Below are 18,486 nucleotides of genomic sequence, written 5' to 3'. Positions count from 1 at the left end.
ACTTTAGGGGTGTTTATTTAGAAATCGGCTTTACGGACAAAGTGCGGGTTTTTGTACTTTTTCTGCGGGCCAAACGATGATATGACAAGTTTGTTCCATAATGTTTTGTCAAACTCACCCTTTGGAATCGAAGGGTAGAGGGTTTCCTCTTCTTCTCTTGCAAAGTTCATATATTGTTTCTTTTTAATTTGATTGTACTTTTTGGCGATCTGGTTATGTTTTCTTACCCACTCCAGCTTGTAATTGTGGAGCACTTTTTCACCTTCTTCGAGAGCCATTCGAGATAGGAACAGTCGCTTGTATGAGACCTTTCTGTCCAGCATTGTGCGCATAACGGTTTGGATATATTTACCGTGATGCGTAATGGTAATGTCGTTTTCATCAATAGGAGTGACACACCAGCCTTTAGGTAAAAAGTCTGGCTTCTTAAATTGCTTATTACGTTCCATTAGCGCCTGATGTAAAACTAAATCAGAGGTGCCGCGGAACGTCTTTTGCCATTTACCGATACGAATTTGAATCGAACCAGGCAAGCGATAGATGTTAGTAAACTTATCTTTGTCCATGGACTTGTGTCATGAGATTAATGTGCATAATTAGAAAGCGGAATTCAGTCCAATGCCACAGGCAGTAGACTTAAGTACCGTACGATTTTACAACGACCTTGCGCGATATAGCGAGGGGTTATGTCAATAATAGGTAAGAAATAGAAAATTAGTTCACATTATGAAGAAATTGGAAGCTAACAGGTTAAATTTTGAAGTTACACCAATTATGCCCATGCCGACTAAATAAAAAGAAGGCACGGGCATAAAATCACACCGCTTCTTCGAGTTGCTTGGTGTCTTCTTCAATCTGTTGTAGGTGTCGGTTTGCTTGCTGTAACTGATACATTTGAGCATAACGACCATTTTGCGTTAAGAGTGCTTTGTGTGTGCCTTTCTCGACTAACTCCCCATGATGAAGAACAATGATTTGGTCTGCATCTAAGATAGTTGAAAGCCGATGAGCAATAACAACGAGCGTCATGTCTTGTCTGAGGACCGCCAAGCTCTTTTGGATTAAAGCCTCTGTTCCTGAGTCAATATTTGCGGTTGCTTCATCTAATATCAATATCTTAGGTTTTACCACAAGCACACGTGCTAACGCCAAAAGCTGTTTCTGACCTGCAGATAAATTAGTTTCGCCTTGACCTAACTGCGTGTCTAGCCCGTTAGGGTAACGATGAATTTGTTCTGCCAAACCTACCTTGTCTAACGCATCCCATATTTGATTGTCATCAACCGCCCGACTGAGAGAGATGTTTTCTCTGACTGAAGCAGGGAGAATATGTGGATCTTGTTGAACCATTGCCACATCTTTGCGAAGTACGTCTTTCCCTAATGTTTTAAGTGGACGACCATCTATGAGCAGTTCACCATATTGCGTTGGATAAAAGCCCATTAACAGTGACGCTAATGTGCTTTTACCGCTTCCTGTATGCCCGACAAGCGCGATAAAGTCTTGGTGGTTGGCCTTCAACGAAATGTCTTTTAGGACGTCCTGTTTACCATCATAGCTAAATGAGAGGTCTTTAAGTTCGATAGCACCTGACCTTAATGGTTGATGATCGCCCCCGTAAGTTTGTTCTTTCGCATCAATCAATTCAAAAACACGTTCGCTTGATACTAACGCCTGCTGAAGTAGAGCAAGTTGCTGAGTCATCTCAATTAGTGGTTCAGTAACTCGCGCAAGATAACTGATAAATGCATACAGTACCCCCACACCAATCAACTCAATACCATTAAAACCAAAGATCGCAACCAAGCAAAGCAACGCAAGACCAGCGAGTAAGTCCATTAATGGTCTTAGCAGATAGCCGTTTAGCCGAATCACTCGTTTAGATGCCACCAGATGCTCTGCGGTTAGCTCGTTGAACTGTTTATTAAAACGCTCTTCTTGTTGCATTAATTGGATGACACTCATCCCTTGAATGGATTCACTCAGATTCGCATTTATATCGGTCAATAGGTCACGCATCTTTCGGTAGCTTTCTGTACTTAGCTGCTTAAACAAGTACATAAAGCCGATGACGATCGGCAGCAATACAAGCACAACGAGTGTGAGCTTCCAACTCATGAAAAACATAACGCCAAGCATTACGACAATCATGACCACGTTTTTCACCACGGTCGCGATCAAAAGCTCATAAAATTGCTGTAAAGATTCCGTATCGTTGGTGATTCGCGACACCAATTTTCCAGCAGGAGTGTAATCAAACGCAGATAACGGCTGCTTAATCACGCCAGAAAATACTTGCTTACGAATCGCTTTGATCGTGTTAGCCGCGACAATGCTAAATTGCAATGACTGAAAATACTGGAATGTTGCCGATACGATCTGAAGAGCGATATAACATACTGCTAGCGAAATCAGAACATTTTGTGAATAGTCACCTTTAGCGATGTGCTCATCAATGAAATATTGAATCAACCAAGGGCCGCCGGCGCTGGCTAACGCAGCAATAAACAGCAAGGCGAGTCCTTTAATCATTGGCTTTGGTTGAGATAATGGGTAAGACATTAACCGTTTAAACGTGCTGGTCTGGTTCATTCATTATTCCTCCATCGCCTGTTCTAGTTTTTGGTACTCGAACATTTCGGCGTACCAGCCTTTATGCGCTAATAACGCGCTATGTTGCCCACGTTCAGTAATGTGTCCGTGATTCAATACAATGATCTCGTCTGCTGCTTCCAAAGCGGTGAGGCGGTGCGCAATAACGATTAGGGCCTGATTACGGTAGTATGTTTCCAAATTCTTAAGGATTTGATGTTCGGTCCGTCCATCAACAGCGGAAAGTGCATCGTCCAAAACCAACACTTGGGCATTCATCAGCATAGCGCGTGCTATCGCAATACGTTGTTTTTGCCCGCCGGAGAGTGTAATGCCTTTTTCACCAACTTCTGTTTGATAGCCTTCAGGAAACTTTTCAATATCGTCATGTATACAGGCTAACTTTGCTGCTCTATAGACTTCTTCTTTCTCTGCATTAGGGTTGCCTAAGGCAATATTTTCGAAGATAGATTTGGAGAATAGAAACGGACTTTGGTTAACGACAGCAAAACGGTTGCGCCACTGCGGTAGTAGGGCATTCTTGATCTCGACATCCCCGAATTTAATTGAGCCGTTTTCTAAATCATGTTGACGCAAAAGTAGTGTTAACAGGGTCGATTTTCCGCTTCCTACCGGCCCTGCAACTCCCAACATTTTTCCGGGTTCCAGTTCGATGTTTACTTCCGTCAAAGCGGGCGGTAAATCACTAGACCAATGGAAATCGTCGATATCAATTTTTAACGGAAGTGGTTTATTTTCTATTGGCTTATTGCCACTGATAATTTCTGGCTTTTCATCAAAGATCTCTTGTAATCGGTTCCATGCAGCAGAGCCTCTTTCTAAAATGTTAAATAGGAATGCGAATGCCAACATCGGCCATATCATCAACCCTAAATACATCGTAAATGCGGTCAGATCACCAAGCGTGATCTCACCTTTATCAACAAGGTAAGCACCAGCAGCGACACTAAGAAGGAAAGAAAGACCGATGGTTAACTGAATTGCCGGGTCAAATCTAGCATCGACTCTTGCGACAGCGATGTTCTTTTCGCCAGTATCATCCACAACCTCTTCAAAACGTTGCTGCTCTTGGTTTTCTAATCCGAAAGCACGCAGCATTCGCACGCCATTAAGTGACTCTTGTGTCATGTCTGACATGGTAGAAAAGGCTTCCTGAGCGACACGAAAGCGTTGATGTAGGATACGCACAATAAAGAAGATGATGATGGCAAGAAATGGCATTGGAAGAAGCGCCATTACGGTGAGCTTCCAGCTTACTTGCGTTACCATAATGATTAAAACCGCAATACCAGTGATCAAAGAGTCTGCGGCGGTTAAAACCCCTTCGCCGGCTGTCATAACGATATTACGCACATCATTAGTGCCACGAGCCATCAGATCCCCCGTCTTGTAACGTTCAAAAAAACGAGGTGGCTGTGTCGATAAGTGCCTATATAGACGGTTACGTAGAATGGTCCCGAGTTCCCAGCTTGCGCCGAAAAGCCAAATTCGCCATAAGATGCGACACCCATAAATAGTAAAGATCAGTACAGTTAACCCTGAGAGCCATAGAATCAGCGTATTTGTATCTAAAGTGTTGTCTACGACGCCATCAACTATGATGCCAACTGCTTTGGGCGGAACAAGCTGTAGTGCTGATATCACAGCGAAAAGCAGAATGGATCCGACATAGTGCCTCCACTTTTGTTGGAAATACCAACGTAGCTGCCAGAATATTCTCATTACGCCTCCCGCTTTAAATTGTTGAATTTGTTATAGAACTATTATTGAGCGAAATGATGAGTTTACAAGCACAAGTTATAGGCGGGTTTAAAAACGATAGATTGTTTCAATTATAACCATGTGTCGGCGCAAATTACTGGTTTTATCTCTATGAGCTAACTGTGCGACGACATTATGTGAAATAGTTGTTAATGGTGGTTTTGGAGCCATGACCTTGCAATAACGATGAAGACACCAAAAGTAAAAGTGTTACTGCCACTCTCTATGGGAATTAGCAATCGTCAGTTTGTATTTTGTATTTCACTTGGCCACCAGGAGTTTCTGGGTAGTAAACTTCGACATAACACATATGTTCTGGACCAACAGGCTTGTTTGCAAAACCAATAAGGAAGTAGGGCTCGTCTGGGCTATCTACCCCATACCAAGTGTTGATAGTGAGTTGCGGATCAAAGCCTGCTAGCTCTTTTGCTGGAATAACATTTTTGATAAATCCAAAGTAACCAATTAGGTCGTTATGGCCGTCATTATCTAGATCAATGTTATATTGTATGCCGCCATCTACTGTCTCTTGAGATTGAATCACTGCTTTGGTGTAGACAAAGTTGTTGGCGGTCATGAGTGCTTCTCTGGCTCCATATAGAACCGCCACTCTGGCATCTTTTTGTAAGCCAAGAAATTTAGGAAATGCAACGACGCTTACAATACCAAGAATGATGATGCACACAATGAGTTCAATAAGAGTAAATCCTTGAGAGCGACGCACAGCCTTTCTCCATGTTTTAGAAACGAATAGGCGGCTATTCTGATATAGAAACTTTCAGGTCAAGTATTAAAAAAGGATGATAGTAAGAGATCGGGATTGCAAATCTCAAATATAAAACAAGTTGCTTGCTTTCGAGATGAGGAGTGATTTTGATAAAAACCAAGGAATGAACTCGAGAGGATAAAATCCTCCCGAGTAAAGCGACTAAGATTCGTGTGTCAGAGCACTGCTGTTACGTTTAAAAATGAATCGCCAAATAAATAAGACAATTGCGATGTAACCTAATCCTACACCAAGCGCTTGCCAGTGCATGCCGTTATACATCGCGATTGGCATCAAAGAGATGATGAAGATGTCAGTGATTGAGCCAGGGACATAAGCGATGGCGTAATCATCAAGCACCTTGCTACGCATTTTTGGATCAACAATGCGAAGCAACGCAATACCCATGGCAACTGTACCGGTTAACCAACCCCAAGAGAAAATGCCTTTCTCGAACCAATCTTCTCCCATGATACGTGGGGCAACCCAGAAGATTAGCCATAGTGTGAAGGCGATACCGCCGATTGCAAGCACGACCATCGGCATTAAAAACTGGGCTAAGACGGTAATCTTGATGGCTGAGATACCAAAGATAATCAAATAATCGGTACTGATGCCCGCAGCATGTTTGAATGCACCGTCACAAAGATAGCGTGAAGCTTTCGTTTGTTTCGCGACGATTCGCACGAGCATGCCGCCAAGGAAGCCAGTTACGAACGTAGGAATTTGTACCTTATCGTGGAAAGAGGATAAGTAGTTAGCCGCTACATACGAGAAAGCCGTTACCACTACAACCAACGCCGCGTGAATCGCGAAAGAATCGACTGACAGGGAAGACATGGTGTCTTTCATTACCGGTTCTTGATCAACAGGCTTAACAAGGCCTTTGCGTTCGTGTTCATCCATGCTGTCGAAGGTCGTAAAGCTACGAATCCAACCCATCTTCAATGCGAATTGCAGCATGAGCATGCCGACAGAAATTGAAATGAAAATACCCACGGTTGCGAACGTTAAGCCAAGTGTGAAGCCATCTTCCCAACCAAGCCCCGTGAAGATTTCACCAACAACAGATGCAGAGCCATGTCCGCCCATAAAGCCCGCAGACATTGTCACACCAAAGCCGGGATTAATCTCTGGCCAGAAGAAGGTTGTGAGAACTAGACCAAACATTGCCGCAAACAACCACTGAGAAACAGAAGCGATTTGGTTAAACGCCCACAATGAGCCAGCACGCTGTGCGACGGTTTTAGGTGATGGAACATCCGTTGCCAGACCTAACGCAGAAAAAAGTGCAGCAGTTAATAGGCTTGCGTTAGCGGTAAACGTATCGGTCCAAGGCAGTACGTCTAACAGGGCTGGTCCAAAAATTAGACCGAATAATCCTGCGAGAACCGCCGATGGAATGTACATACGCTGTAGTAATGGCGCGTGAACGCGAATGACTTTTGCCAAAATCAATAGTAAGCCAGCGATGGCTAAGTCAGTCAGCATTAGACCTTTAGGCATCTTATCCTCCAGTAAATGCAGTCAAGGGGTAGCGTCCTTGTGACCTACCTTGAATAAAAATCTCTCTCAAGCCAAAAAGTCACATACGTGACTAAAAGCGTTGAGAAATCAATGTCGTTTTCATAAGCAAAGGAATGTGCTTATGCAATTTGAAATGAGTGTAAATGTTGTGATTGCACACGAACAGGAAGAGAAATTAGATTAAATTTCTCGATATTTTTTTGATAGTTCACTCAGGAAAGGCGGCAATCCTAGTCACTTTGTCAGAGCAATGCAATTGGTGTGAATCAATAAATTATGCCTAGTTAATGGGTATCTCTGACTAACAACATGAAAAATAAAGACAATTAACAAGTAATAATATTTGTCATATCGACAATAAAAGTTAATTAAATGGTTAAATTGCCGCCGCTTTATGAGGTGGTGTTACGGATTCACATGCGAAAGAACAAAATCAACCAAGGTGCGGTTTTTAAGGGAAAGCTGTTTTGAACGGTAAAGCAGGTGGATCGGTTTTGGCTTGGGAGTATGTTGCTGGAGAATTTCTACCAAGGCACCAGATTGAATTTCCTGTTCAACTAAGATCTTTGGTTGAAGAAGAACACCAGAGCCTTTTAACGCGGCAAACTTAAGCACATCACCATTATTAGACGTTAATCGGGTGTTGCTGTTTCCAAAGGTATTAGATGGCATGTTCAACACCTGTTGGCTTTCCCCTTGGTGGTACTGAAATCCCAAACAATGATGATGTTCAAGGTCATCAAGCGATTGGATAGGGGCATGCAGCTTAAGATAAGAGGGTGAGGCGCAGTAAGTCATGTCGTATTGCCCGAGTTTTCTTGCAACTAACGATGAATCGACCAACTCACCAATACGAATAATCACGTCTGCTTCGCTTCGATATGGGTCAATCAAACTGTTATCCAACATTAACTCAACGTTCAGTTCGGGAAATTCTGCTAAGAAGTCAGCCACGATGGGCGCAATCACCTTTTTACCATAGGTAACTGGGCAGTTAACTTTTACTGTTCCAGTTGGGCGGTTGATCAGCGTCTGGATTAGGTTCTCTGCGTTGGTGATGTCTTCAATAATGCGGTGGCACTCTTGATAGTAGAGTCTGCCAGCTTCGGTCAAGGACTGTTTGCGCGTGGTGCGATGAATCAGCTGCGTACCTAAGCTTTGCTCAAGAAAGCTCATGTGCTTGCCAACCATGGTCGGTGAAATATCAAAGTGGTGTGCTGCATTACGAAAGCTGCCGTGTTCGACCACGTAAGCGAAAACTTTCATGCTTGTTAATTTATCCATTGCACACCCAGAGTTGATAAAGAAATAACTAAAGCAGAGTTTATCAATCAAATGAGGTTAATTACAGTGGGCGTATGATTAAGAATGGAGAAAGAGAGCCATCATGAGCGAGACGATTTTTGTTACCGCCGAACTGAAAATGAATGCCGATAAGCCAAGACAACAAGTGGTTGAAGCCATTGAACAATTTTGCCTTGATATGCAAAGCGAAGCGGGGTGCTTGCAAGCGAATGCGACCTACGATTCTAAAGCTCCACAACGTGTGATTCTTTGGGAGCGATATGAAAACCGCGCCGCGATTGAAGCGCATTTTGCTATGCCGCATACACAAGCGTTTATTGCGGCTGAAATGGCAGAGTTAGTTCAAGCATTCGAAACCCAAGCTCAATAGGAGACGTGAACATGAAATGGGGCATTTTAGGCACAAGCTTTATCTCAGGAGTCATGGCTGAGGCAATCCAAGGCGATGACAAGAGTGAACTGTACGCGGTTGCTGGGCGTTCGGAGCAGAACTTACAGGCATTCGCTGAGCAATATGGCATCGAGAATACGTTCAACGATTACGATGCGTTGATTGCTGATGAGCAAGTCGACATTATTTATATCGCATTGCCAAATCACCTTCATCATGACTTTATCGTCAAAGCGGCTGAGCAGGGCAAAGCGATCCTGTGTGAAAAGTCACTTTCGGTAGATATGGAAAAAACCGAGCTGGCACTTCAAGCCGTAGAAGCGCACAAGGTATTCTTTGCTGAAGGCTTAATGTACTTGCATCACCCATTGATCAGTGAGTTGGTTTCGGTGCTTAAATCGGGAGAGATTGGTGAACTTCGCTCCATCCATACGTCTTATATTGCGTCGATTGCGCAGTTTGTTAATCCAGACAGCAAAGGTGCTTTGTATAACTTAGGTTGCTATCCAATGTCATTAGTGCATTTGGTGGTTAAAACCATGTTGGGTGAACAAACCTTTGAGAACCGTTCAATGAAAGCGATTAGCCGACGAGGTAATGATGGGAATATCTGCGAGTCGAGCTTGATGATGCAATTTGGTGAGCAACAAACGGTGAGCGTACATACTGCCGAAGATCATGGATTGAAACACCAGTTCACCATTCTGGGTAGCAAAGGCTGTATTACCTTAGATTCAAACCCATGGCTACCAACGCAAGATAACCAGTTTAGTGTGGAAATTTACGAGACGTCGAAGCGGGAAGTGTCTGTACCGGCAACTGGGGACGCTTTCTTCTATCAAGTGCGCAATATTCGCCAAGCGGTTGAAGAGGGGCGTACCTCGTTAGAAAACCCTTGTGCAACATGGGAAGACTCTCACCGTATTATGCAGCTACTGACTGAGTGGGAATCACTGGCTTTAAAGTAAGTGTGTACTTGAACCAATGAACATAAAAACGGTGCACTAAATCCAATGATCAGTGCGCCGTTTGTATTTTGGGTTCAGTCTGGATTAAATGCGATTATCGCCGGTACTGAACGCAATGATTTGGCTGATTTCAGACAGGCTTCTGCCACTTTCTTGCTGCCATTGAACAAACGCTTTGTTGGTTGCATCGAGCGATTTTTTCGTATCTTTGCCACCTTCAATGATCTTGCAATTACGCAGGTAAGCTTCCACGTCGCTAGACAAGATAAAGGTATCAACGCCCATTTGACGAAGTGTGTAAGGGCCAGTATTTCCGCCTAGGCGATTGCCGCGTTTCTTCAAATACGCCCATAGGTCGGTGATTTTCTCTTGCGGCCAATCGGCAACCATTTTGCCAAACGAGCCATATTCGATTTTTGCTTCGTGGATCATACGAGCGTTGGCAGGAATCGACATGACTTTAGTGAGGTGGCGAATGATGCGTTTGTCGGTTGCTTTGGTTTCCCATTGCTCATCTGACAGCATCAATAGCGGCTCAATCTTAAACCCAAAGAACACTTCTTCGAAGTTCGGCCACTTGTTGCGAACCACGCTCCACGAAATCCCACTTTGGAATACCTTCATCGAAAAAGCGGCTAGCCAACGGTCGTCGGGAATCGCTGCCAATTCTTCTTTGCTTAGTGGATGAGACAAAAGCGCTTCAAGTTGATCTTCACCACCTTTACGCTCGGCAGCGCGCTGATAAATCGCGTCAAATTTTTCGATACTCATAAAAGAAGTTAGTCCTAGTTTATGTCGATATTTGTGAAACATACTACGCTTAAGTGGCTGAATCGTAAATTGATGGAGTGTCACAAATGAAGAAGGTCACATTAACGTTTGTCGGGGAAGGTTCGGATCGTATTGCAGAAAAATTCTATGCGTGGATGACGGACGGTGGGTTAGAAGACAGCATGATTGAGAATTTATCTGACCGTGAAATCTCAGTTGTCGGCATTAGTGATATGGATAATGAAACGCGTGATGTGGTGATCAATACGGAAATGAACTAACGAGTCGTTTTTCGTCAGCTATTAGAATCAGATAAAACAAAGCCCTTCACGAGAAGGGCTTTGTTGCGTTTATAAGCGTGAGAGCCTAGTTATTTACCAGTGTCAGACCGCTTGGGAGTGCATCACCGAAGATACGTTTCGATTCGCTCTCAGATAGCTCTTTGACTTCTTCAACCAGTGATACCCAAGATTCAGGTACCTTGCTTTGCTTCAACTTAGCCAGTACCTGCTCACGGTAGTCGTCTGAGATATCGAATAGGCGGTCGCCCGTCTTACGACAAATCATTACGGCTGCGAAAGCGATCATTGGCTCTTTCTGCCAGTTCTGCTCTAGCAGCTTAGGCAACCACTGTTCCGCTTGTTCACGAGGAACGACGTTATGCTGACTGCCATATAAAGGCGTACGTGATGCCAAGCGACCCATTGCCCACCAGTGTGCTTGTTCGAACTGGTTATGGTTGATGGCTTTGCTCAAGAACCACGTTGCCAATAGAACTTTGTCTTCGACTTCTAAATGCTCCAGAGAGGCAGACAAGCGCACCATCGACTCGTAACCCATATCTTGTGCCGCTTTGGCGGATTGTGGGTTTTTCATCGCACCAGGATGTAGGTATTTCGCGATGTCCGCCAAGATGGTCTCTTGTTGCTCTTGGCTTAAACCACCGGCAATACGACGCCAGAACACCCACCAGTCGGTCCAACCTTGATGGTTCTTAAACTGAATGTTTTGTTGGTAGAGACCCCAAACTTGCTCAATACGCCATGAGTCGGTTGGATCGCCAAAGCCCGGACGCAGTGCAAAGCCAGCCAAACGAAGCCAGTTTTTCTCGTGTTGTTCTGAACGGCGGCGACGCTTACGACCTTGTGCAAAGGTATCGAACAGTTGACGTAGGGTCGTGAAATCCCATTCATCGCGTTTGCCAAGTTTCTTCTCAAGATCTTTGGCTAAGGTTTTGATCTCTTTGCTTTCCGCGCTTTTCTTATTACCGCTGTAAAGGCGAGCGATCAGCTCCTTACATTCGTTCAACTTAGGGTGAAGTTTAACTTGCTCGCTGTCATCGGTTTGCTTGTTACGAACTTCGAATTCTAGCTCCCAACGTTTGTTGTCGTCTTCTGCGCTGACACATTCCATCTTAAGCGTGCCGACTTCAGTCAACTGACACGCCAGTTGCACTTCTACGCGCTCTTTCTGGTTGGCTTGCAGTTCGGCACCTTCACCTTCAAGGGTGGTGATATAAGGCGGCAGGGGAGCAAACAAGTCCGGATCAACGTCAACCATTACACCGTTTTGAATGGCGGTGTTATTGGTTAAGGTGTCGTGGGTAGAAGTCAGCAGGTTAAAGCGAACGGGCTCACCTAGGGTAAGCGAGAAGCGGCGACCACTTAATCGGATCTCGTGTCCTTCTTCTGTGCCTTTTGCAAGCAAACAGAGCGCTTTGCCCATCTTGTTCTTTTCTTGAAGATGCAAGAAGTAAGAACGCGCTGCGCCACCACCAATTTTAAGTTGTGCGCCACGACGCGCTTTACCAAATGCAACAGCACCCAGTGCAACCGACCAATCTGGATGTGGGTTGTCTAATACCGTAACTGGTGCGCCGCGCCAATCGGAAAGTAGGGTAGTGACACGCTCAGTCACAAGCTCACTGTTGAACACACCACCATTGAGTAGCAAACCGACTGGAATGGCATTTTGTTTGTCGTCTTCAATGCCAAGTGCGGCACGAGAGACTTGCTGATGCGTCGTTAAGAACTCGGCAACGTGTTTGCTCACTGCTGGGTCGGCAACGTATGGAAGACCAAACTCGACAACCGCGCTGCGGCGTTTATCTGGTACTTCACTGAAATCAGAAAGCGGGAAGAAGCCATCTAAAGCGATTTGGTGCACTTCTTGTTTACTCAGCCCAATACTCTTTGTTCCGCCAAGAAGTTTCGAGCCGCTGCCCAGCATGGTGATTTTCACTTCTTCAGGTGCATTCGCTGAAAGCAGGTTTTCTTTCGCTTTACGCGTTTGCTGAATCAACTTAGTCAGGCTTGCGGCAGTGAGCTTCTTACTTTGGTTGAAGCGGCTTTCTGCAAGGTGTGCTAATGCTAAATCGAGGTTATCACCACCAAGCATCAAGTGTTCGCCAACGCCAATGCGGTCAAGGGCTAGCTCATCTTGAGAAGAGAAACTGGCTTCAATCAAGCTCAAGTCGGTAGTACCACCGCCCACATCACACACCAGAATCAGCGGTAACTCTTTGAGTTTATCAGCTGCGGTTTGCTGGTGGCGTGCGTACCAGTCGTAACATACGGCTTGTGGTTCTTCGAGCAGGACGATTTTCTTTAAACCAGCTAGCTGTGCCGCTTCAAGCGTGAGTTTACGAGCGGTTTCATCGAACGACGCTGGAACGGTCACAACCACATCTTGGTCTTCTAACTTATTGCTAGGATGACGGTAGTTCCATGCTTGGCGAATGTGGTTGAGGTAGCTTGCGCTGGCAATGACGGGAGAGACTTTATCTACGTCTTGCGCACCAGCCCAAGGAAGAATGTCTGAACTACGATCCACTGCTTGGTGCGATAGCCAGCTTTTAGCACTGGATACTTGACGTCCTTCCACCTTAGCGCCTAATTCACGAGCCCATTCACCCACGATCACATTACTAATGTCGCCAGATACAGGTTCGTTTTCCCAAGGAAGTGTTAGGTCAGAAGGGGAGATTTGACCAACCGCTGGGTGATAGCGGAAAGAGGGCAACAATGGCTTACGAACCACTTCACCCGGGCCAATCAATTGGTCGATGTCGAATAGGGATACTTCGGATTGTTCAAGGTTGTCGGTGATTTCACAGTACGCCACCACAGTGTTTGTGGTGCCAAGGTCAATACCAACAAGAAAACGAGGAGATGCCATACAAACCTTCGCGTATTTAAAAACGGCACCCGATTGGATGCCGTTTGATTTCTATTTATTCTTCTTCGTTTGAGTTGCTTTTCGCGTCTTCGCGCACATCGAACTCAACATGCCATTTTTGACCGTTATCAGCGGCAATGGCTTCTAAGTAAAGCGTACCAAGCTCTGTGACGCGAGAGGCTAGGGTTACCGGAACCACTTCACCTTCACGACGACCTTCAGATACAGGCAGCGTTACTTGAATTTCTGGTAGCTCTTCGAGCTCTTCTGGTGCCCAGTAGTCTAGGTGAGTACCTGCTAGGTCATCACGACGAACCGTTGAGCCGAAGAATTGGAAGTTAACCGGCTGACCGATGATCAAACCAAACTCTTGGCTTGGTACGTCAACGCTTGAACCTTCTTCCATACCAAATGGTGCAACACAAAGTGCTTCCATTGGAGGCGCCATGCCCGGAATCGCTGGCATCGCACTTTCGATACCCACGTAGTACGCAGAAGCAATACCACCACGGATACGAACACCTTGACCACGACGAACAGAGCCGTAGTAAGCCGCACCGCTAGCAACCGCAAGGTCTAGGTCTACACCTGTTAGGCGTTTAGCCATTTCCGCATCTGCTTCAATTAGCCATTCGTTGATCGTGTCTTCTAGACGAGATGCTAGAAGTTTCGATTTCAGAACACCACCGTTGAATAGGATTGTGGTTGGCTTGATGAAGTCAGCTGATTGCGCCGCATCCGCACCTGGCATACTAGGCATGTTAGCGAATGGGTTGAAATCTTGAGCTGCTGCTTCGCCGCCATTTCCTGAAGCAGAAAGGGCATTAGCTTGCTTAGACAAGAACGCTGCGATGTGACGAGTAATACCTGCATCTTGCGCGTAAGGCAGACCCATTTGCGTTAGTGCACCACGGTTACGTTGAACAGGGTGGTCAGTAATCGCAACTTGAGGGAAGAAGCCGTCAACCAGTGTTTGTTGTACTTCTTCTTGAGTCAGTTCTGTTTTCAGCGTTGCGCCAAGCAGTTTAGAACCACGGCTTGGTACTACGATTGGCACTGACTGAAGTTCGCTGTCGTTCAATAGCGCTTCTTTCGCGTCGCGACATGCGTGTGTCATTGCCTGAACTTGCCATGGCTGTAGCTCTTTACCTTCTTGGGCTAGCTTCATCTTCAAGCGGTACGCAAGTGCAAGATCCATGTTGTCACCGCCAAGTAGGATGTGTTCACCTACCGCGATGCGGTTCAGAGTTAGGTTGCCGTCGTCTTCAGTTACTTCAACCAAAGAAAGGTCGGTTGTACCACCACCGATATCGACCACAAGCACGATGTCGCCAACTTCAACTTCGTCGCGCCATTTGTCGTTGCTGTTATCGATCCAGTTGTAAAGTGCAGCTTGTGGCTCTTCTAGAAGTGTTAGGTGCACAAAACCAACGTTGCGTGCTGCTTCTGCAGTTAGATCGCGAGCAGCAGGATCAAAAGAAGCAGGAACCGTAATGGTTACGTCTTGATCGGCAAGGTTGTGATTTGGGTTCGCGTGATTCCAAGCGTCTTTTAGGTGCTCTAGGTAAAGCTCTGTCGCACGAAGAGGGGAGACTTTTTCCACTTCTTCTGGGCTACCTGCTGGCAGGAAAGCATCACGACGGTTCACACCTGCGTGGCAAAGCCAAGATTTCGCACTTGCAACAAGACGAATTGGTGTTTTTGAGCCTAGGTTACGTGCAATTGCACCAACTAGAGCTTTTGGCTCGCTCGACCACGGAAGAACGCGTGATTGCGGGTTCATTTCGTGTTCGTGCGGCTGGTAAAGGAAAGAGCCTAATTGGCTACGAGTCTCTACCGTACCTGGCGCAGTTAACTGCGGGATTGGCATCACTTCAACGCGAGCGTCTTCGTTGTGTGTATCAACAAAAGACATGACACAGTGTGTTGTACCTAAGTCGATACCAACACTGAATTTAGGTGTCTGTTGAGTTTCAACAGACGCTTCTTGAGAATGGTTTTCTTGGTTCATGTGTTCCATTACAGCTCAACCTCAGCTGGAGCGATCACAGATGCATCGTAGTTCTCAGCCAGTTTAGGCAACGTCATTGATGTTGCTTTCCAGCCTTTATGAACTAGTGTGCCGTTGAATGGCGCGCTGCCTGTTACGTTGCCAGTTAGGCGGATTTCTTGTGGGTTGAAGCCTTCTTCAACCGTAATGCGAGTTTCTTCGTCTTCGTTACGAACGTGCGCTAGCGTCACGTAGTCGTTCAGTACTTTCTGACCACCAGTGTGGATTACGCGAGCGGCTGCGCCTACTTCTTCATCAGAGAATGACGTTAGGTCTTCTTTTAAGAAGTCAATCAGACGAGCTTCTTGTTGCATGATAGAAAGCAGCTGCATTGCAGAGTCTGTTGATGCGGTTGCAAGTTTTGATTCAACTTCTACAACACGCTCTACGACTTTCTCTACTTCCACTACTTTTTCTACTTCAACGATCTTCTCAACTGGTTTCTCAACCTCGACGATTTTCTCGACTGGTTTTTCTACCACTTTCTCGACCACTTTTGATTTGCGCGACACTGCAACTAGAAGAAGCAAAACGCTCGATGCGGTTAGGCCAGCGTGAAGCATATCGAACGTTTGAGGAATTAGGTTCAAATCAATGTTCATGACGTTTTTTCTCTTTCTATTGATTTATTGGTGCTCAGTATTGGCTCATATTTGTTCACTAAAACGATCGTCTTTGCGATCTTGCACCAAGTTTAGACATTAAAATGATGACGGATGGTAGCATATTCAAGGCTTAAGGCTGTAATAATTCGTGACTATACCGTACGAACAGCGTGAAAAATCGACGATCAGACTCCCCAATATAGGTTGTTGCTTGATGTTTGTGCATTGCTAACGCAGTATTTCAATAGATCCCGAAGTTTAACTTACGGAAGTATCAAAAATTACGATATGACACAAAGCACCGCTCATAAGAGCTTTATAAAACGACATTCAGACTCTATTTTAGCTTTTTTGGCGACTTTATGTGTCACTGCTGGTGTAGTTGGTGCTGCTTATACAATGCAGCAACGGTATACACAGACGACGTTTGATACTTTAGCCGACCGACAAGCAGAATCACTTAAAGCAAACGTCGAGAATGATCTAAAGTTCATTGGTGCGGGCGCAAACTTTTTCCATTCGATTGAGCGAAGCTATTGGCCATCGTTTCCCATGTATGCGGAACAAGTGATTAATAGCTCACGAAGTCTTATTGGACTTCAATGGATGCAAAAGGTCGAATTCGAAGATCTTGATGAACATATTTTAAAGACCCGTCAAAAATTTCCAAACTTCCAACCGTTTACCGTTCCTAAAGATGGTCCCAAAACCTACGGGTACATTTTTGAACACAATGAGCCAATTTTTATCGCGTCGGATATCTACCCAAGAACACCGGAAAACCTTTCTCTATTGGGTTTCTATTTTTCGCGCAAACGCTTCGATTTAATCTTGGATGATATTTCCGAAAATGGGCGAGCGAATGTCTCGGATAAAGTTCGCTTACTGCAAGATGGTTATGACAAGTCCATACCTAAGACTGGGTTGCTGGTGTTCCATCCAGTGTTCGACTTCGAGAACAAATATTTATTAGGAGTAGTGACCGGCGTTATCCGAAGTACGGTTTACTTTGAGGATTTGATTACGAAAACCGCGACGGAGCTCGATATGTCGGTGCGCGTAGAAGACTTGGGATTCGACGCAGCAGATGACCCTGTTCTCTTTCAAAGTGCTAGCTGGGATAACATTCGAGGAACCGTTATAAGCCGAACCATTCAACTGCCTAACCGTGAATGGCGTATTGACTTTAAGCTTTCTGACGCAGTCTCAGCTTGGGAGCGTTCTATTTTAGCGGGCACGACGCTAGCCGGATTGGTAATCGCCTTTTTGATCAGTTGGATTGTGAATTTACAGTCTCGAGAAAAAGAGCGCTTAGCGGTCATGTTGGAGCTCAAAACCGTTGAATTAAAAAGAATGGCAGAGCGAGACCCTCTAACTCAACTACTGAATCGCCGAGCATTCAACGATCATTTGCTTAATCAGATAAACAAAGGTGTTAACTTCGCCTTGGTTGGTTTTGATATCGACCACTTCAAAGTGATTAATGACAAACACGGCCATTTAGGTGGAGATGAAGCGTTACAACATGTCACTAAGCTGGTCAGTGCTAATTTAAAACCGGGAGATAAGTTTTACCGAGCTGGTGGTGACGAGTTTTGTATTATTTCTAAAGTCATTGATAGAGCAGTGCTAGAAGCTTACCTAGAAAAATTACGGAGTGTTGTGGCAAGTACGGCTTTTGATTATGGTGATGCGTCAATCATCTGTACGTTGAGTATCGGTGCGGTTATCCATAAAGAAGAAGATCCTGAGAGCTTGTATCACAAAATGGACAGTCAACTCTATTTGAGTAAAAAAAACGGCCGTAATAATGTGTCGATCGGCGATTAAATGGGCGCACAAATTCGAGTTTTACGCCGTGTTACGATAGAATCGCACGCTTTAAATTTTTATGTTAGGAACCAAGGCAAACTATGAACCATAACCGTATTGTATGCTTCGATTTAGAAATGTGTTGCTGGAACGAAAATGGCGTCGGCAGCACGGGTGAAATTATCGAAGTGGGGTTAGCTGAAATAGATTTGTCTAAAGGTGAGATAGTCAAGCGTGCTCAATACTACGTGAAACCAGAACACGATGAAGTGTCTCTGTTCTGCGCTGAGTTAACGGGCATCACACCACGTAAGATTGAAAAACAAGGACGCCCACTAGAAGAAGTGCTTAAATCCATGGTTAAGAACTTCGGTGGTCGCAACAAAATCTTTGCATCTTGGGGGCGAGATGACCTCATTCTTCTAGAAGAGTGTAAGCAAAAAGGTATTGAAGCACCGTTCACAGAGTTCATCAACTTAGCGACACTCTACCGTATTCAAAATCGTCTTAAAGATAAACGTATAGGCCATCGAGCCGCTCAAGAAGCAAAAGGAATAGACTGGGAAGGGCGTCAACACTCTGGCTATGTAGATGCATACAACTTAGCTAAGCTTGCTTTGACCATGTTTTAGTTATTCGAACCTAGCTAGCTTGTAATTAAATTATCATCCAACCATTGTTGTTTTGTCATGCAGTCTGTTTAGTGTGGAAAGAGCTAAACACATACCTTGACCAGTATT

The 18,486-nt window shown here is 45.0% G+C and carries 15 protein-coding genes; 5 read left to right on the top strand and 10 right to left on the bottom strand.

From position 1 onward, the window contains the following. Positions 1-17: 17 nt before the first annotated feature. The 6 genes from R8N49_RS06065 to R8N49_RS06040 form a co-directional block, all read right to left on the bottom strand. On the bottom strand, positions 18-566 hold the full coding sequence (locus tag R8N49_RS06065; protein ID WP_064353890.1) for a hypothetical protein: 549 nt from the start codon (positions 564-566) through the stop codon (positions 18-20). Positions 567-816: 250 nt separating this feature from the next. Next, entirely contained in the window at positions 817-2,592 is a 1,776-nt protein-coding gene (locus R8N49_RS06060; RefSeq protein WP_186584292.1) for an ABC transporter transmembrane domain-containing protein, read from the bottom strand. A gap of 3 nt (positions 2,593-2,595) precedes the next feature. After that, on the bottom strand, positions 2,596-4,335 hold the full coding sequence (locus tag R8N49_RS06055) for an ABC transporter transmembrane domain-containing protein (protein WP_186584290.1): 1,740 nt from the start codon (positions 4,333-4,335) through the stop codon (positions 2,596-2,598). Positions 4,336-4,606: 271 nt separating this feature from the next. Beyond that, positions 4,607-5,098, bottom strand: coding sequence for a type II secretion system protein (locus tag R8N49_RS06050; RefSeq protein WP_005377704.1), 492 nt, complete (start codon positions 5,096-5,098; stop codon positions 4,607-4,609). 204 nt (positions 5,099-5,302) lie between these two features. Next, positions 5,303-6,646, bottom strand: a complete 1,344-nt coding sequence (locus tag R8N49_RS06045) for a sodium/glutamate symporter (RefSeq protein ID WP_213986340.1) — start codon at positions 6,644-6,646, stop codon at positions 5,303-5,305. 426 nt (positions 6,647-7,072) lie between these two features. Beyond that, positions 7,073-7,951, bottom strand: coding sequence for a LysR family transcriptional regulator (locus tag R8N49_RS06040; RefSeq protein ID WP_186584287.1), 879 nt, complete (start codon positions 7,949-7,951; stop codon positions 7,073-7,075). Positions 7,952-8,054: 103 nt separating this feature from the next. Here R8N49_RS06040 and R8N49_RS06035 point away from each other — a divergent pair, with 103 nt between their 5' ends. After that, positions 8,055-8,342 (top strand): putative quinol monooxygenase, encoded by a 288-nt coding sequence (locus tag R8N49_RS06035; protein WP_025766691.1) that lies wholly within the window; start codon positions 8,055-8,057, stop codon positions 8,340-8,342. A gap of 11 nt (positions 8,343-8,353) precedes the next feature. Beyond that, a complete protein-coding gene (locus tag R8N49_RS06030) occupies positions 8,354-9,331 on the top strand; it encodes a Gfo/Idh/MocA family oxidoreductase (RefSeq protein ID WP_318189878.1) in 978 nt (325 codons plus the stop codon). Between the two features lie 84 nt (positions 9,332-9,415). Here the strand turns inward: R8N49_RS06030 and R8N49_RS06025 are convergent, their stop codons facing one another. Further along, positions 9,416-10,102, bottom strand: a complete 687-nt coding sequence (locus R8N49_RS06025) for a DNA-3-methyladenine glycosylase I (RefSeq protein ID WP_005377694.1) — start codon at positions 10,100-10,102, stop codon at positions 9,416-9,418. A gap of 86 nt (positions 10,103-10,188) precedes the next feature. Between R8N49_RS06025 and R8N49_RS06020 the strand changes: the two genes are divergently transcribed. Then, the gene (locus R8N49_RS06020) at positions 10,189-10,383 is read left to right on the top strand and encodes a hypothetical protein (protein WP_005377692.1); all 195 of its coding nucleotides are present in this window, start codon (positions 10,189-10,191) and stop codon (positions 10,381-10,383) included. 85 nt (positions 10,384-10,468) lie between these two features. Here the strand turns inward: R8N49_RS06020 and R8N49_RS06015 are convergent, their stop codons facing one another. Genes R8N49_RS06015 through R8N49_RS06005 form a run of 3 tightly spaced genes read right to left on the bottom strand, consistent with a single transcriptional unit; the run spans position 10,469 to position 15,931 of the window. After that, a complete protein-coding gene (locus tag R8N49_RS06015) occupies positions 10,469-13,279 on the bottom strand; it encodes an Hsp70 family protein (protein WP_186584285.1) in 2,811 nt (936 codons plus the stop codon). Between the two features lie 55 nt (positions 13,280-13,334). After that, complete coding sequence (locus R8N49_RS06010; RefSeq protein WP_186584284.1) at positions 13,335-15,299, bottom strand: Hsp70 family protein; 1,965 nt, start codon at positions 15,297-15,299, stop codon at positions 13,335-13,337. After that, complete coding sequence (locus R8N49_RS06005; RefSeq protein ID WP_017634945.1) at positions 15,299-15,931, bottom strand: DUF2760 domain-containing protein; 633 nt, start codon at positions 15,929-15,931, stop codon at positions 15,299-15,301. The genes R8N49_RS06010 and R8N49_RS06005 overlap by 1 nt, the downstream gene beginning before the upstream one ends. Positions 15,932-16,222: 291 nt before the next feature. On the opposite strand from R8N49_RS06005, the gene R8N49_RS06000 reads away from it, so the two are divergent. Next, positions 16,223-17,764 carry a sensor domain-containing diguanylate cyclase gene (locus R8N49_RS06000; RefSeq protein ID WP_005377686.1) on the top strand — a complete coding sequence of 514 codons (1,542 nt, stop codon included), beginning with the start codon at positions 16,223-16,225 and terminating at the stop codon, positions 17,762-17,764. An 83-nt stretch (positions 17,765-17,847) separates the two neighbouring features. Next, the gene (locus tag R8N49_RS05995; RefSeq protein ID WP_005377684.1) at positions 17,848-18,378 is read left to right on the top strand and encodes a 3'-5' exonuclease; all 531 of its coding nucleotides are present in this window, start codon (positions 17,848-17,850) and stop codon (positions 18,376-18,378) included. Positions 18,379-18,486 lie beyond the last annotated feature (108 nt).

Source organism: Vibrio sp. 1978, assembly GCF_033344345.1.
The sequence above is the reverse complement of the archived record's forward strand: the minus strand, read 5'-3'. Positions and strand labels throughout refer to the sequence as shown.

Excerpts from the sequence above, each read along its gene's own strand:
- R8N49_RS06055 (WP_186584290.1), bottom strand. The coding sequence starts at position 4,335 with ATGAGAATATTCTGGCAGCTACGTTGGTATTTCCAACAAAAGTGGAGG.
- R8N49_RS06015 (WP_186584285.1), bottom strand. The coding sequence starts at position 13,279 with ATGGCATCTCCTCGTTTTCTTGTTGGTATTGACCTTGGCACCACAAAC.
- R8N49_RS06045 (WP_213986340.1), bottom strand. The coding sequence starts at position 6,646 with ATGCCTAAAGGTCTAATGCTGACTGACTTAGCCATCGCTGGCTTACTA.
- R8N49_RS06040 (WP_186584287.1), bottom strand. The coding sequence starts at position 7,951 with ATGGATAAATTAACAAGCATGAAAGTTTTCGCTTACGTGGTCGAACAC.
- R8N49_RS06010 (WP_186584284.1), bottom strand. The coding sequence starts at position 15,299 with ATGGAACACATGAACCAAGAAAACCATTCTCAAGAAGCGTCTGTTGAA.
- R8N49_RS06020 (WP_005377692.1), top strand. The coding sequence starts at position 10,189 with ATGAAGAAGGTCACATTAACGTTTGTCGGGGAAGGTTCGGATCGTATT.
- R8N49_RS05995 (WP_005377684.1), top strand. The coding sequence starts at position 17,848 with ATGAACCATAACCGTATTGTATGCTTCGATTTAGAAATGTGTTGCTGG.
- R8N49_RS06065 (WP_064353890.1), bottom strand. The coding sequence starts at position 566 with ATGGACAAAGATAAGTTTACTAACATCTATCGCTTGCCTGGTTCGATT.
- R8N49_RS06000 (WP_005377686.1), top strand. The coding sequence starts at position 16,223 with ATGACACAAAGCACCGCTCATAAGAGCTTTATAAAACGACATTCAGAC.
- R8N49_RS06030 (WP_318189878.1), top strand. The coding sequence starts at position 8,354 with ATGAAATGGGGCATTTTAGGCACAAGCTTTATCTCAGGAGTCATGGCT.
- R8N49_RS06005 (WP_017634945.1), bottom strand. The coding sequence starts at position 15,931 with ATGAACATTGATTTGAACCTAATTCCTCAAACGTTCGATATGCTTCAC.
- R8N49_RS06035 (WP_025766691.1), top strand. The coding sequence starts at position 8,055 with ATGAGCGAGACGATTTTTGTTACCGCCGAACTGAAAATGAATGCCGAT.
- R8N49_RS06025 (WP_005377694.1), bottom strand. The coding sequence starts at position 10,102 with ATGAGTATCGAAAAATTTGACGCGATTTATCAGCGCGCTGCCGAGCGT.
- R8N49_RS06060 (WP_186584292.1), bottom strand. The coding sequence starts at position 2,592 with ATGAACCAGACCAGCACGTTTAAACGGTTAATGTCTTACCCATTATCT.